Origin of the sequence: Flavobacterium mesophilum (assembly GCF_039581405.1) — a bacterium.
Taxonomy (GTDB): Bacteria; Bacteroidota; Bacteroidia; order Flavobacteriales; family Flavobacteriaceae; genus Flavobacterium.
In genome coordinates this window covers 151,600-167,685 of the sequence record NZ_JBCPXZ010000005.1, presented here as the reverse complement: position 1 = coordinate 167,685, position 16,086 = coordinate 151,600, and the positions used below count along the sequence as shown (strand labels likewise).

Genomic DNA, 16,086 nt, shown 5'->3' with positions numbered 1-16,086 from the left:
TAACAAAAGCTTCAGAGAGATCTGAAGCTTTTATTTTTGATCAATAACTTCAAAATAAAGTTCAGGTAAAATTATTTTTATTTCTTCCAAAGCTCCTTCCTTATGCCAATACAGTATAAAATTCACATATACACTTTTTAGTTCGTAGTGTTTTGACTTCATTAATTCAATTTTCTCAATGAATTTCTTTGAGAATTTTAGCACAGATTGCCCGTTAGAATTTAAGCATTCGTAGCCCTCAACATGTAATTTTTCTCCACACGTAAGTTGAGAAATTGGAATTTGTCTGTTAATAAAATAATCTAACCAGACATCTTCGAAAGTGGCATGTCTGGCAATTTTATCAGGTGCAGGATAAATTTCAAAATTGCTTAGTTGTTCAAGATTTTCTGTGGTCAAATGATTGAGATAATGGTCATTTAGATGGATGTTTAGATTTTGTTTAGCTCTGGTCATTGCTACATATAATTGACGCTTAGCTGCATCTGTATCCATATTAAACTTCTCAAGCAAAAGGAATACATTATCAAACTCTTTTCCTTTAGCTTTATGAATCGTAGATACAAAAATAGTTTCGCCATTTTCATTATAAAAATCCTCTAGTTTAGATTCCCGAATTAAAACTTCTAAATCAGATATGTACTTTCTATTTGGATTAGTGGTTTCAAAATCCTTGATGATATTCAGGCAGATTTCTAATTTAGTACTGTTGCGGAAAGTTTCGATCAGTTCTTTTTTAGCTTCATTCCATATTTCATCGCTAATTGTGTAAATATCTGGACCAGAATTTACTTTATTTAATAAAAACCGAATTTCGACAAGGTTATATAAATTAAAACCATCATTAGATTGTATAAGTTTTGCTTTTATGCCATTCTTTAAAAGCAGTCCCGCAACTTTTACAGCTTCATCGTTAGTTTTTGTGATTACACATGTAGTTCCTGAAAGACCTGTGTTAGTAACATCAGCTACAAGAGGAGTGATGAGATTACAGCTCTGATAACTGACAATTTTGATTTTTCCGTTATCGGTTTGATTAGCAATAATCGGTGTTTCTTTTAATCGGTGTTGAATTTGTTTTACAAATTGATTCGAAAAAGCAACCAGATTACTTTTGCTGCGATAATTTTCGACTAATTCATGTTTTACAGCTTTATTGTCGTAAATGAATTGTTCAAGATATTTAGAACTTGCACCTCTAAATTCATAAATATTTTGGTCATCATCTCCGACAGCAATAATCCTCATTTCTTCATTCTGCTCCATGAGTGCATTTATAAGAGCGAACTCTTCTGCATTCATATCCTGTGCTTCGTCAATTACTAAAACAGTTTTGGTAATTTTATTAGCTTCAACATCACCGTTTTTAATTCTTTCAACGGTAATGTTTAGAATATCCGTCGATTTTTCTAAACTACCTATTTTTCCCAAAAGATCAAAACAGTACGAATGAAACGTCTTGATTTCAATAAAATTTGCCGCGTTACCAATCAGGTTTAATAGACGTTTTTTAAATTCAGTAGCCGCAGCTCTTGAAAATGTAAGCATTAATAACTGCTCATGCTTCACGTCTTCCATTAATAGGAGAGAAGCCAGTTTATGGACTAATACCTTTGTTTTGCCACTACCCGGACCGGCGGCGACAACGATATGCTGTGTTTCGTTGTCTTTTATAATTTTTAATTGTGTTGGAGAAAGCTCTCCAAATAACTGTTTGAATTTTGCGGGAGTAATATTTCTCCTAATCTCGTTTTGTCTTTCACTGCCTTTAAAATATTTGTTTAGAAAAGAGTTATAGTTAAGCTGGAAATAATCTTCTACAAATTGAAGTGCATTCTTGTAGTCATTAAGCATTCTTTGAGCGTATTCGCCTATGATATGGATTTGCTGGACTTTATTTTCGTAAAACTGATTGAGCTTTTGATAATCGTCTTTAGTATATCGTTTTTTATTGTCTTGTTCGATTCGTTCAATGGTTAAAGCGTTATAAACAACAAGAAAACCACCTTCTATTTTTATTGCCTCGATTCGTGAAAGATAGAACAGTGTATCTTCAATGTCATAAATATTTATTTCTTTTTTGAAAAGATCTGAGCTGTTATCATAAGCATACTTTAGTTCATGTACAGAAAACTCAACTAAAATTTCATCTTTGTCCGTTTGGCCTTTTGCTTTTTCAGTCATCGTTTTTTCATAAAAGAATTCAACGATAAATGTTGCAAGCTCATGACGTATTTCAAGTTTATCTTTTAATTGCTTTCTACTTTGAAGACAGAGTATAGCAATGTGGTTCTTAAAATGGTCCAGATTTTTTCTTTTAATCCAGTTTTTAATAGACCAAAAGTTTATTATTGTTTTTATTTTATTGGTGTTTACGCCATCACAGCCATTTTTTTCAATCTCCTCATTTAATTCTTTCAAATGAAAAATACTTTCTTCTTCTTTAAAAACAGAAAGTAAAAAGTTTTCGATTTTGTTGTGTAACTCTACGATAGCAAGAGAGCGATTTTTATTTTCTGTATTCTTTATAAAAGCAGTCAAATCCTTGGTGTCGGCCAGAATGTTTTCTTCGCGCAATAAGTTTATCACATTAATTACCTCTTCTTTTACTATGCCTAAATGATCACTAATATAGTCTACTCTTGATTCAGGAGTTTCGTTGCTGGTTTCTTTTCTGCTTTTACTTGAAAAGAGTTTCTTTATGATGCGAACACCTTGTTCTTTTTGATTTTCTTCAAATTTTTTCGAGGCGTTTATTTTTTCAATAGCTTCCAGAGCATTTTCAGATAAAATGCTGCTGGCAAACACCCTTGGCATATTCTGTCCACGTTTTAAATATCCTGCATCTTCTAAAGCTGCTATTGCTGTAGTTACACGTGTTTCTATTTCTCCGATACTATCATCCCAGCCTGCTTTTCGGGCAATTTCCAACGCAGAATTAGATATTTTCGACCGAAATCTTGTGATATCCTTTATCGCTTTCCATACCTGCTGGATTTCTTTTATTGAAAGTTTAGTTTGGTTAAGCAAAATAAAATGTTTGCTAAGATCTTCTTCGTTAAATAACACAAAACAATCGGCAGAAATGTTTTCATCTCTACCTGCACGTCCTGCTTCTTGAACATAATTTTCAAGTGAATCTGATATTTCATAATGAATCACCAAACCGACATCTTTCTTGTCTACTCCCATACCAAATGCTGAAGTAGCTACCATAATTTGTGTGTCGCCATTTAAAAAGGCATTTTGGTTCTCGGTCTTCTCCTTCTTATCCATTTTGCCATGGTATGCTTTTGCATTAAAACCATCTTTTGATAGCTGATCGGCTAGTTTATAAGCTCTGAGTGTTCTGGAGACATAGATAATTGTCGGACAGTTTTTCTCTTCAATTAAATCTCTGACAGTCAAATATTTTTCATCTTCATTTTGCTTTTCAAAAACCTTGTAATGAAGATTGGTTCTTGATGCTTTTGAAGTGAATACTTGAAGATCTAGTGATAGCTTTTCACGAAAATAATCTCGAATGTCTTCAATTACCTTTTGTTTGGCTGTTGCAGTAAAGCAGGATACCGGAATACTTTCTTCGAGATTTTTCTTTTCTTGAATTAATTTTATAAAGTCGCCAATGTATAGATAGTCTACCCTGAAATCTTGTCCCCATGATGAAAAACAGTGTGCTTCATCAATCACAAAACGGGCTGTTTTTCTGCCTAAAATTAGTTTTTCGATAGTTTTTGAGCGGAGCGATTCTGGCGAAATATATAGGATGGAGGCAGAGCCGTCTTCAATCCTTTCAATTGATTTTGCTCTTTCAATTGGATCTAATAATCCGTTGATAGTTACGGCTTCGGTTATTCCGTTTTTTTCGAGGTTATCGACCTGATCTTTCATTAACGACTGAAGTGGAGAAATTATGATCGTTAATCCTTTAGAGTTTTCAGCACTCATAAGCGCCGGAACTTGAAATGTAATTGATTTTCCGCCACCCGTTGGAAATACAGCTAGTACCGATTTGTTATTTACGGCAGCCCTAACAGCTCTTTCTTGAAGGGGTTCTCCGCCATAAGTTCGGTATGAATTAAAACCGAAGAATTTTTTTAAACCTTTGTAGATATCCAGTGCATTGCTGCAGTAGTTGCATCCGGTTAAACAAGGTTTGCTTCGTAGTAACAACATTACACGTTCCACTTCGGGATAGTTTTTAAGAACCCATGGAGGTGTTATAGAATGAACTTTTCTATGAAGTATAAACGAATTAATTAGTGATAAGCAGTAGGCTAATTCAATCGGATTTTCGGATATTATTTTGGTTAAATCTGAATTTTTGCAAATTTCACCTTGAAATTTTAATCTTATCTGCGATTCTGTATCAGACTTTGTATTCTTATAATTTATAAACCGAAAAAAAGCTCCAAATTCTTTTGTACGATTCAAAAGGAGATAAAAAATTTCTTTAAGTGTTTCATCAATCTGCCAAAAAGCGGCGACTTCACTGTTGAATAAATCTTGTGCTTTAATAGAGTCGTTTAATGGATTATTTCTGTCGTCCGTTTGAAGTTTGTCATCTTTTAACAACGAATGGTAAGGTCTTGTTGGAAATAATAAAGGAGAAAGGTATAAAGTATCAATGACATTCAAAGGATTAATGCCAGCGTCAATAATTGCTCGCCCTATATATTTAATGTCATGATTTAAAATGTTATGCCCACACACATATTCGCTGCCTCTCAGGAATTGGGTAAAATCTCCTAAAGATGCGTTATGAAAAGGATTGCCGTTTTCTTTAATTGCACCTATATCAAGGATTCTACCTTTAACCGATTCGATTTCAGTATCTATAAATGTAATTAAACGGGCATTTTTTTGTTCGTCTATCAACATTAAACTCAACAAGATTACGGGTTGGTCTTTTAATAAGATTTAAATATGTAAAAGTTTAAAGGCGAGTATGATACATAGCTAATTTAACATTTAATTTTTAAAATTAAGACACTTTTATTGAAATATGACTTTTATGTTAAATTAGGACATCTCGTGAGACGAGTTTTGGAGTTCAAATAGCAAAAGCTTCAGAGAGATCTGAAGCTTTTGTTTTAATAGTCCTAAGGACACAATTTACAAACCGTTTTGTGCATAGCTTGAAAAAATAAACGTCATTCACATTCTTTTTTCAGTTAAATATTGAAAAGTTGAATTATAACTTCTGGTATTTAATTTATAATGAGAAAGTTATATATTTGAAATAAACGAGTAAAAATGGCAAATGCAAAAGAAGACGTAATATGGATAACCGGTGCTTCATCAGGTATTGGGAAATCGATGGCTTTTGAATGGACAAGATTAGGCTATAAAGTGGTTCTTTCCTCACGACGAAAAGAATTATTGGATCAAGTTGCAGAAGAGATCAGGCTTTCAGATGGAAAAGCATTGGTGGTTGCGTGTGATATAATGCAAGAAACCGCTATTGAAAATGCAGTCCAAGAAATCATTAAGGAATGGGGGCGTCTGGATGTTGTGATCGCTAATGCGGGTTTTGGTGTTTTTGGGAGTATCGAAAAGTTAACTGCCAAGGATTGGAATAGGCAATTGCAAGGTAATGTCACTGGTTTGGCCTTAACAGTAAAATATGCATTACCGCATTTAAAGAAAAACAAAGGCCGAATTGGCTTAGTTGGGAGTGTGGCCGCCTATCTTCCGAATCCGAATGTTGGTGCATATGGGGCTTCAAAAGCGGCGGTAAATTCTATTGGTCAGACTTTACAGGTTGAATTAATGGGGACTGGCGTGAGTTGTACGACTATGCATCCTGGATTTGTAGTTTCAGAAATTGCCCGAATTGACAATGATGGCATTTGGCATCCTGATGAGCCAGATCCTCGGCCATCAAAATTAATGTGGCCAACTGAAAAAGCGGCGAAAGTAATGGTAAGGGCAGTTTTAAACCGAAAAAGGAATTACGTTTTTACTGGTCACGGCAAACTGGCGGTATGGTTGCAAGGATGGTTTCCTGGAGTGATGAGGTCAATTATGTCAAAAGGGCCAAAGCCTGATTCGTGATTTTTACTTTTTTTGACAAATGTTTATGATTTTTGCTTCTCAAATTGATTAAAATAAAAAAGCTCCAGATTTCTCTGAAGCTTTTGTTTTAGTTGCGGGAAGCATTCAAATATCTAACCAGCTAAAACATATAAATAAGCTATGGCCAGGCTAAATAAAAATCAAAACTAAAATGAAAAAGATGATAAAGTGGATTTTACTTGTGGGAATCTTAATTTCACAAAATGGATTTTCACAAGCTTGCGGTGGAGGAATACTAACATTCAATATATATACACTAAATGGAGTAGAAATTGAGGGATTTAATTATGAAATTTTCCCGGTTTCAAAAGAATTATTACAAGAAAAATTTTATAGTAAAGTTGTCAATAAAGTAAATCTAAACAATCCAAATTATTCTATTTTTCAAGAAATTAATGAAGCTGGCGGAATTATTATGCAACAATATGCTAATGAAATAATTGATACAAAAAATAATGAACTAAATAGTACTTTAAAGAAAATGTTGGATTTAAGCAAAATAAATCAAACAGGAAATATAAAATCTTCCTTATCTTTTAAAACATTCGAGCTCGCTAATTTTCCAATTATCTTGAAAATTAGTCATAAAGAAAAAACTATTTATATTTTGGGTAATTATTTTGGTGGTTGTACTAGAGAAGCATCATTGATATGGAATAATGGAAATGGTAAATTGAAGTAGAGATATTAATTAATAGAGGTCGAGCTAATCTGATGTTTGCCTATGTTTTTTAAATAGTTTTCTTTTAATTTTTTATAGAATACGGAAGGAATCTCCGTCAAAAAAGAACTTTCCTGAGTAAACCTTTTTCTTTGTTTGTTCGTCATTGAGGTATCTCCAATATTTATATTCTAAAATATTTGTTTTTGGATCAAATTTTAAGAAATAATCTTTGTTTTTTTCATCTTCAGACATTTTATCTCTAATAACACTTATGCTCTTTAATTTTTCTGATGTAGGTAAATCAGGAAGGACGTACGTTTTTCCAATGCTAATCTTTTCGCTTTTTAATTGTATGAGTGTTGCTATTTTATTTTCATTTAGATCTATTCCACCACCATCAACACCGGTTTGCAAAACTAAATAAGTATCATTTTTTAGTTTCAAAATAGCATCAATAGGAAAAAAATCTGCCTCTAAAGAATTTGGGATTTTCTTGTCAAGATTGAAATGAATAAATGATTTGTAATAGATATTACAATGTGCTCCGCACGATTCGGCTTTGAAAACAAATATTCTGATTTTATGATCAGACGAGTGATAAATTTTTCCATCATCAATAATATCATTTTCGCCAGCTTCCGATTCAGATAAGTAGGTCTTATATTTTTTTAAAATTAAAGGTTCGTTTAGAGTTGCAATTACAACTAGCTGATTTTCCTTTTTTGCATTAAAATCATCGTCTTTTATACCATATCTTAATTTTAATTTTTTTAATTCAGCATAAATAGGGTTTTCCTCGCTGTTGTAAATGTTTTTAGGCAATATTGATAGGATGTAATTGTAGTAAGTTGATTTACTATTTTTAAAATCCAACAGCGTTGTTACTTCATTATCGACAATAAAAGTTCCTTCTTTAAAGTCTAAATGATCCACTTTAAATTTTAATCTTTTGGCTCCTTTTGTTTTAAAAATAAGCTGCATGGTGTCTTTTTCATGCACTATAAACAAATGAACATCATTATAAACAATAGTTTCTGATATTGTATATGTTTTGCTTGGATTATCATAGCGATAGTCTGTTGGCTTGTGCTTGTCAGAGCTATATGTAAATAATTTATATCGGTCATTCATAACTTCTTTTGAAACCTCTTGCGATTTATCATAAAATCTGAAGTGTACTTCTGCCATACGAGAAGGCTGAGTAAATCCATAGTAAGGTAGTAACGACAGAATAAAGATTTTATAAAGATTATGGAAGGTTGATTTCATAATGGATTTCTTAAAAACATCTCTCATTTGCATTTATTTATGAGAACTTCTATAGCTCTTTTGTAGAAAATTTAAGTCATAAAATATCCTCTTATTAATGCTAATATAGAATTATTTTTTCAAGAAAATAATTACCGCTTATAAATACCAAATTTAAATATTACAATCATTCACAGTATAAGAATTTTATATGAATTATGAAGATTTGATTTTGGATTTGAGTTAAGTAGCTGTTTTTTATAAGTTTGAACTTTACGGGACTCGAACAAAATTTTCTTGCAAATACAGGAGTTTAAAAGTTGAAGCAATTGAAACAAGATTTTTAGAACCACAAAAAAAGCCTGAGAATACAGATTCTCAGGCTTTTAATTTTTTTTTAGTAGCGGGAACAGGACTCGAACCTGTGACCTTCGGGTTATGAGCCCGACGAGCTGCCTACTGCTCTATCCCGCGATGTTTCGGGTGCAAAGATAAGCACTAAATACAGTTTTACAAAGAAATTAGTGAAAAATTTGCTTAAAATTAAATTTTAAGTAACTATTTATTAATCAGATCTTTAAATTTGTAAAAAGACAAAATCAGATTTTATAATCCAATAATTCTAAATAAGGATCATTTTCTAAGCCCAATAATTTGCCAAAAGCAGGCTCGGTTTTGTAACCGTTTTGTTTGAGTTTTATAATTTCTTTCCTGAAATTTTCGTCCCTTGATTGCAGGATTTGATATTCGATAATCATATGTCTGTATCCATTTTGATTTTGAGTCGGAATGTTTTGTCCGAAGACTTCAATTTCGAAATCACCTAATCTGAAACTTGCAATCACAGATTCGTGTTGATTTATAATGGTTTCAGTGATTTTGAAATTATTTTTCTCTTTAAAAAGAAAAGTGATTTTTTCGATAAAATGATTTTTATTTTGCCAATAACAAACAATATCTAAATCGCTGTTTTCAATATCAATATTTATTGGAATCGTACCCACTAGAATCGGATCAAATTCTGCCAGAACTTCTAAAACCTTATTTTTTGTCAAGGTTTCATAAGCTTCGGTTTGCCTTTTATTTCCAGACTTTAAATATTCAATATTTTTGAAATCGATCATCGGTTTACTTATCGTAATTTGTTTCTTCTTTGATTTCTTGCTCTAATCTCTTGTTGATGTTGATTTTGGCTTTGGTGAAAACAAAAAGCGTGGTTCTGTATTCACGTGCATATTTGTTGGTGATTTCTCCGCCAATCTTGGCTTTTTCAAAGAACGGACTGCTTTCTGTAATTTCAGTATTGTTTTCATCAAAATCCTTTACTCTGATGAGGTTGGTGTAATAAATATTCAGATTAAACCAATTAACATAATCGGCATTAAAAGAAACAGCTTTGATGCCTTTTTGAGTGTAGTAATTAATGGCGCCTGCCTGGCCATAATTGTCGCAAAGTACTAAAGTGTTTTCAGATTTTGGAAACAAGGCATAAATCGAATCTGTTTTGCGGGCAAGTTCTTTCCATCCCAACATATCGGCAAAATCTTGTGGTAATTGATGATCCTTTCCGTCTTCCCAACGCAACATTCCTAGTTTTTTATATTTTTCTGGTTTTGCAGTTATTTCCTCAGGAGTTTTATTTGGAAACGCAACATTATAAATCGGGATAAAAAGCAAAATCGGAATTATAAGAAAAACGGGTTGTAAAAAACGTTTCCATCCACTTTTTGAAATTTCGCCCAAAAATACAGCGCCAAATGCAATATAAATTGGATACAAACCAATAGCATAATAGGCTTTGGCTTTGAAATAAATAAAGACTAAAAGCGTAAAAATGATTGAAGTAAAAAAGAATCGGAATTGTGCGAAAGGCTTGTAAAAAAGCAAAGCATAAAAGGAGGAAAGTATAACCAAAATTCCTCCAAGGAAAAACAGTATTTGTTCTTTTAAAAACCCAACACGGTCAACATTTACAAGTTGAGTTTCTGCCAATTCTTTCATGTGGTGCACAATCGGAAAATGGTTGTTGAATTGCCATAAAAGATTTGGCAAAATCAAAATGAAGCCTAAAATCAGTGCAAAATAGAATTTCTTTTCGGCAAATATTTTTCTTTGTTTTGAAAGTAATAGAGCAGGCAAGAATCCGATTAAAAGAAAAAGAATGTTGTATTTGTTTAAAAATCCAAAGGCAAAAATTACGGCGCCAACGAAAAGCCATTTTGTTTTTTCGCTTAAGATATATTGAATGACAGCGAAATAAAAAGCAGTCCAGCATAAAATATCTAATGAATTGGGCTGAAAAAGCATGTTGAGTCGCAATAATGATGACAACAAAATACATGTTGCTCCCAAAATCAATGCGTATAAATTTCCTTTTAAAACTTCGATTGTTTTCCAGACAACAACAAGTGTCATTGCACCAAAAAGAGCCGGGAAGAACTTGACCCAAAACACAGAATTTCCAAGTAAAAATATAATATACGAAAACCAAGAAGTCACAGGCGGAACAGACAAATAGCCCCAAGCCAAGTGATGCGCTTGATCTAGGTGCAAATATTCATCACGTTGGAGGTCATATTCTGGTCCTAATAAAACGTACTGTAAAACAAATTTTAAAATGATAAACGCAATTAAAATTACTGTTTTTTTAGTCATGAAGCTTTTGGTTTAGGTTAAGTGTGGTTTTGTTTCAGTTGCATAAAATTATAACGAATATAGGATTTATTTTGATTTGAAAATGCACTTAATACCACTGTTTCAAAATAAAAAAAGCTCCTGATTTCTCATGAGCTTTAAATGAATTTATTCTTCTATTGCGGTTTCAAATTCCATGTGGTCAATGATTTCCTCATCTGGTCTTACAGGTTTTGAGGCCTTCAAGGCATTGAATCTTTCCAGCATTTCGGTTTCTTCTTCTTCACCACTGAAATATGGAAAAACATCCATGATTGGCGATTCAGAAATTGCAGGAATCGAGTATTCGCCCATAGTATTTTTCATTACGTGAATGGTGTTGTCATAGGCTTCTCTAACATCGTTTGCTTGAACGAGCATATACATGTTTGACTTTCTTTCTTTGCCGCTTTCTTCATCATAAGCAATTAAAGAAACTTTTGATTTGAACCAGCGATCAGCATTTTCAAACGGATGAATCTCGGCAAAATTTGCCACTTTTATATTGGTGATTTTAAATTCTTCACTAATATAAGCGGCCATTTCTTCATTAATTCTTTTTTCAGCTTCTGTGTAAGATATTGCATCCACTAAATACGGTTCGGTTAAAACTTTTTGTCCTCCCGTTTCGTCAGTTTTTCTATATTTTACTTTGCATTCGTACCAAATTGCGCTCATTTTCTATCTAATTTTTAAGGATGCCAAAGATAGATTTTACCATGAAAATAGAAGCCAAATTCGGAAATAGATATTCACAATTTGAAATAAGCTTCGATTTATGGATTTTTTTTGTTTAATGTTTGAGTGAAACTTGATTTTTGTGCTGTTTTTGTAAATTAACTTTGTTAATTGTGTAGTTTGTCGTTTATTAATGAAGATGGTGTGTTTTATTTGTTAAAAATAACAAAATATATTAAATTTATTAACTTTTGATTTGCGATTTTTTTGAAGTATTTTAGTACTTTAGCTTAAACAAAATTTAAATTTTGGAAGAAAGTATTTGTTGAAGATAAACTCTAACATTTTAACTATGAATAATATTCAGGATTTAAATATAAAGGAAGAAGTACTGCCTATCTTTGATTATTCATTAAATAGCTTTACTAGAAAAAAGATTCTTAATCTATTGGAAACTTCTTTGTCAGCCGAGGCTCAAGTTGTTGAGAGACAAAATATCCTGAAAGGATTCATTCAGAACAAAGAGGTTTTAAAAAGCTACTCTTATACAGTTTTGTATTTAAATGAAGTGCACTATTTCTTGAACAATTTTAAAGAAGGCGAGTTGAACTGGAAGCGCTTTTTGTTTTTTGGGCCAACTGCAGATGAGATTTTGACGCATAATAAAATCCATCAGTTAATCCTGTTTTTTTATCGCTTAGAATCAACTTGTTTTTCCAGGCTTAATCTTATTCATTTTCCAAAATCGTACCGAAAAGATTTGAACAGAATCTTGTCTTTTCTTTCTTTTTTTGAGCTTAAAAAATATCAATATATAATTAGAGAAAAACAGCTCAAAACCAAACATGTAAAAAAATTATTGGCGAAAATTTCAGTTTTAAAAGAAGAAGGAAGGATTGAGTGCTTTTGGGAAGATTTGTTTTTGTTTGAATCGTATTTGTCTATAAGCAAAGCTATAATTAATCGTGAATTTGTTTTTCCAGTGTTGTCGGAAAAAAGTTTTGTGATAAACGATTTTTATCATCCATTAGTTGAAAATCCTGTTAAAAACAGTTTTAAGGCTGTAAACAATGTGATTGTGTTAAATGGCCCAAATATGTCTGGCAAATCGACATTTCTTAAATCGGTTAGCTTGTGTATTTACTTAGGAAATTTGGGATTTGGAATTCCTGCTTCTGCTGCAGAAATCCCATTTTGTACGGATTTTTCAGTCGGAATAAATAAACGTGACGATATTTTGAACGGTTACAGCCACTTTATGACAGAGGTTATTAATGTCAAAGATGTTGTCTTGAAAGCCGCTGACGGAAAAAGATGTTTTGTTGTTTTCGACGAACTTTTTAGTGGAACCAATGTTGAAGATGCGCTTGAAATTTGTACCAGAACGATAAATGGTGTAAGTCTTTATTCTAATTCCTATTTTTTAATTTCAACGCATATTCAAGAATTGAAAGATGTGACAAGCGAAGCGGTCTCGACATATTATCTGGATTGCGAGCTAATTGATAATATTCCGACTTTTACTTATAAATTGAAAAAAGGCTGGTCAGATATTAAAGTCGGACGTATTTTGTTTGAAAAAGAAGGTTTGAATAAGCTGTTGAAGGTTGGTTGATTTTACTGTATTTTAGAGTTTACTATCTTTAAAAACTCCATTTCGTTATCAATGTAAAGAAGGATGTTTATTGGTTTTTTTTTAATTCCGAATGGAAGATCGATTTCTAGTTTGTCTTTAAGTTTAAGAGAAACATTGTGCGGCTCTAATTTTCCTAGTAGCGCAAATTTGACTAATGAATTGTTTTTTTCGTAGTCGCCTTCAAATTTGTTTATCTTTTCAATTAAATCAATGGGGATTTTTAAAGTGTTGAAAAGTCCGTAGCGAATTATGATTTCTTCGTCTGAAATAAAATGATTTCTGAAAAATATGGCTTTTAAATGCCCGGTGAGATTTATTAATAAATAGATATGAAGAGTGAGGAACGTGATTGCAAAAATTCTATTCCAGGAAATCAATAAATAATGCAAGGTAACAGCTTCGGCTATGGAAACGAACATTAGTCCGAGATATAAAGCTGTTATGCCATTATTTTGGTAGCCGGTAAAATATTTTTTTTCATTATTGTTTTTTTTCCATTTGAAAAAGCAATAATAAAAGGAACAAGCTTCAAAAGCGATCATTTTGCCTAGTCTTTTGAATTTTATCAGTTCTTCCAAAGCGCTTGAAATAAGTGAATGGTCATCATTTTCTTCAGCTCTTTTTAGGCTTAAATTCTTTCTGAAATCGATAATAAATTCTCTTGTCTTGAAAGTTAAATAAAGAAGGAATAAAATATTAAAAAGGATTTTATAGCGAAATGCGGGTTCAAAAAAATTATCTTCCATGGTGAATGCGAAAGGCGTAGTCTTAAAAGCGGAATAGAAAAGAAGCCAAAAGGTAATGTCTGTTCGTTTTTTGCGAATAAGCAAATAATAGGAAGAGGGTAATCCAAATAAGAAAAGAGCAGTTATTATAGAAAGAGAAACTGAATTTTGTAAAAAAGAAAAAGAATGATAAAGAAATATTAGAAAAATTTCCAAGCTAATGAAAATAATAAGCGAGTAGTATTTTTTTATCATTTGGTTGTGCGGTTTGAAAAAGAAACAGGTTTTAATTGTTTGAAATGGGTGTTTAAATTTAGGAAATTGATATTGAAAAGTGGAAGTTCACCTTTTTAAAATGTCGGCAAAAACAACAGCAAAAGATGGTTAAATTTTAATTTCAGTAGCTTCTCCATAACCAGCGAAAATGGCTTTGTTGAAATCAAGTTCACTGTCGTTTATCAAAGTTTGATCTTTTACAATTGCCACATTTACTACCGTTTTGTTTGCTCCCGGTTTTAGCGGTTGTTCTGCAAATCTTCCTCCAACAATAAGGTAGTCGGTTTTTAAAAGCGGTTCTTTGTTCAGTTCTCTATATTCTAAAGTTTGGTGTAGTTTTACTAAATAATATTCGCTTCCGTCTGAGCCATTCAGTCGTTTGATTATTTTTCCTGAAACTTCGCTTGCGTCCTTAGCATAATCTTCTAAACCATTTTCACCGTAAATTGTATTGAGCTTGATGTAAAAAAGGTCGTCTTCATTTGAGGTCGGTGCCACGCTGATTTCTTCTTTAGTTTCTAGAGGTTGTTCTTCTTTTATTTGATTTTCAGTTTTGTTTTGGCATCCAATTAATGATAAAAATAAAGATAGTGCTAATGACAATTTTTTCATGCTGGTTTGTTTGAGGTTGTAGTTTCAAATGTAGTAAAAGTCGGTTGACTTTTTAGATTCTGTTTTTAAAATAATGTTGGAAAAATCTGTGAAAATATAAAGCAAAAAAAACGCCACTTGCTAGAAGTGGCGTTTGTATTTGTTGGAAAGATTCTTAAAAGTTCGTATTTACTTTTTTAGAACGATCGGCAATGTATGAAATCAACCAGATTACTTGTCCTTCTTTTACAAAGTATACTTTCTTTGATTGTAAATTCGGAATGCTTTCTAGGCAAGTTTGCAAAATGTTGTTTGCCGAAATAAGATATTGTTGATCGTAAGTGCTCAAAACTCTTGCAATTTCTTTGTTCGTTTTAGCAAGGTTGGTGAATTTTACGAAATTGTTTTTCAAAATAGCATCGTAATTGATAACATCCTCTAAAGTTAAAGAGATATAATGTTCTTTTGCGTCTTCATTATAATATAATGTTGCAAAAGCCCATACAGCGCCACCAGATAAATAGATTTTGTCTTTTTTAGCCAATGGAGGATTTGCATCCAATAATGCTTTTACTTTTTTGCGCAAAATTGGGTTGAAGTCAAATGATTTTTCTTGGTAAGTTGACATATCATTTGCTTGGTTTGGGTTTACAACCGTTTTTTTAACAGCATCAGTAAGTGTCATTGTGCCGAAATCAAGCTCTAATGGAATGAATTCTAATTTGTCGTCTTGTTCGTCAATGTAGCCTCCTTTTGTAGTTTGAGCGCCAATATCAAGTAGGAACGCATTAGCGAAATCGACTGGAGGCATTGCGCCTTTTACAAGTGTTTTTGCTTCTTCGTTTACGTTTAGTACGTCAAGATTTTTGCTTGTTAGTGTGCTGATTTTGCTTCTTAAAACCTCAACATTGCGAGCTTGTGCAAAAACTGGAGCTGCAACGATAAAAATGTTTTCTTCAAGAAGTTTGAATTCTGTCTTGATTTTTTTTAACTGATCAACAACCGTAACGCTGATTTTGTTGATGTCTTCCTGCGGAAGTTCCCCTTTGTCAGCAATATGTGCGGCAAAATCAATTCTGTCAGTTGCGAAATAAAGGATTTTGTAATCTGCTTTTCTGATGTTGTTTACATCTACAACAGAAACTTTTATTGCTCTTCGGCCAATTTCAATTCCGCCATAAAGACTTTTTTGAGCAAATGAAGTGATGGAAAAAAATAAACTTAGAAGGGTAAAAAATAAAATTTGGGGTTTGTTTTTTGTAAGCATTGTGGATTTTAATTGTTGTTGTAATATAGTTTTAATAAAGACTTTTCAGAAATGATGTGAAAATCATAATTTTAGATTGGAAATAGTAGGTTTCTTAATCAGATTGCAAATTTATGAAAACATTTACTAAATATAAACTCAGTTATAAAGAAAACATATTATTAAATTATTAAGGTCTTGTTTTGAAGGGAATAGCGATTTTTTTATGCTATTTAACGTGTAGAAAAGGCGTTTAGTATAGTGTAGAATA

11 protein-coding genes and 1 tRNA gene are annotated in these 16,086 nt (G+C 32.1%); 3 read left to right on the top strand and 9 right to left on the bottom strand.

The window, feature by feature from the left end; all coding sequences use genetic code 11:
• Positions 1–30 precede the first annotated feature (30 nt).
• On the bottom strand, positions 31–4,881 hold the full coding sequence (locus tag AAYQ19_RS16295) for a RecQ family ATP-dependent DNA helicase (RefSeq protein WP_343537668.1): 4,851 nt from the start codon (positions 4,879–4,881) through the stop codon (positions 31–33).
• Positions 4,882–5,256: 375 nt separating this feature from the next.
• Here AAYQ19_RS16295 and AAYQ19_RS16290 point away from each other — a divergent pair, with 375 nt between their 5' ends.
• Together AAYQ19_RS16290 and AAYQ19_RS16285 are read left to right on the top strand one after the other, a co-directional pair.
• On the top strand, positions 5,257–6,057 hold the full coding sequence (locus AAYQ19_RS16290) for an SDR family NAD(P)-dependent oxidoreductase (RefSeq protein WP_343537666.1): 801 nt from the start codon (positions 5,257–5,259) through the stop codon (positions 6,055–6,057).
• A gap of 172 nt (positions 6,058–6,229) precedes the next feature.
• A complete protein-coding gene (locus AAYQ19_RS16285; RefSeq protein WP_343537664.1) occupies positions 6,230–6,760 on the top strand; it encodes a hypothetical protein in 531 nt (176 codons plus the stop codon).
• A 72-nt stretch (positions 6,761–6,832) separates the two neighbouring features.
• On the opposite strand, the gene AAYQ19_RS16280 is transcribed toward AAYQ19_RS16285, so the two are convergent.
• The 5 genes from AAYQ19_RS16280 to AAYQ19_RS16260 form a co-directional block, all read right to left on the bottom strand.
• A complete protein-coding gene (locus tag AAYQ19_RS16280) occupies positions 6,833–8,011 on the bottom strand; it encodes a hypothetical protein (RefSeq protein ID WP_343537663.1) in 1,179 nt (392 codons plus the stop codon).
• 380 nt (positions 8,012–8,391) lie between these two features.
• Positions 8,392–8,464, bottom strand: a tRNA-Met gene (locus AAYQ19_RS16275).
• A 125-nt stretch (positions 8,465–8,589) separates the two neighbouring features.
• A complete protein-coding gene (locus tag AAYQ19_RS16270) occupies positions 8,590–9,114 on the bottom strand; it encodes a DUF4269 domain-containing protein (protein ID WP_343537661.1) in 525 nt (174 codons plus the stop codon).
• A 4-nt stretch (positions 9,115–9,118) separates the two neighbouring features.
• Positions 9,119–10,645 carry a glycosyltransferase family 39 protein gene (locus tag AAYQ19_RS16265; protein WP_343537660.1) on the bottom strand — a complete coding sequence of 509 codons (1,527 nt, stop codon included), beginning with the start codon at positions 10,643–10,645 and terminating at the stop codon, positions 9,119–9,121.
• A 147-nt stretch (positions 10,646–10,792) separates the two neighbouring features.
• The gene (locus AAYQ19_RS16260) at positions 10,793–11,341 is read right to left on the bottom strand and encodes a DUF4494 domain-containing protein (protein ID WP_343537659.1); all 549 of its coding nucleotides are present in this window, start codon (positions 11,339–11,341) and stop codon (positions 10,793–10,795) included.
• 352 nt (positions 11,342–11,693) lie between these two features.
• On the opposite strand from AAYQ19_RS16260, the gene AAYQ19_RS16255 reads away from it, so the two are divergent.
• A complete protein-coding gene (locus tag AAYQ19_RS16255) occupies positions 11,694–12,956 on the top strand; it encodes a MutS-related protein (RefSeq protein WP_343537658.1) in 1,263 nt (420 codons plus the stop codon).
• A gap of 2 nt (positions 12,957–12,958) precedes the next feature.
• Here AAYQ19_RS16255 and AAYQ19_RS16250 read toward each other — a convergent pair whose 3' ends face one another.
• From AAYQ19_RS16250 to AAYQ19_RS16240, 3 genes are all read right to left on the bottom strand, one after another.
• Positions 12,959–13,723, bottom strand: coding sequence for a hypothetical protein (locus AAYQ19_RS16250; RefSeq protein WP_343537657.1), 765 nt, complete (start codon positions 13,721–13,723; stop codon positions 12,959–12,961).
• Between the two features lie 363 nt (positions 13,724–14,086).
• Entirely contained in the window at positions 14,087–14,590 is a 504-nt protein-coding gene (locus tag AAYQ19_RS16245; RefSeq protein WP_343537656.1) for a hypothetical protein, read from the bottom strand.
• 154 nt (positions 14,591–14,744) lie between these two features.
• Positions 14,745–15,836 carry an exopolyphosphatase gene (locus AAYQ19_RS16240; RefSeq protein ID WP_343537654.1) on the bottom strand — a complete coding sequence of 364 codons (1,092 nt, stop codon included), beginning with the start codon at positions 15,834–15,836 and terminating at the stop codon, positions 14,745–14,747.
• Positions 15,837–16,086: the final 250 nt, after the last annotated feature.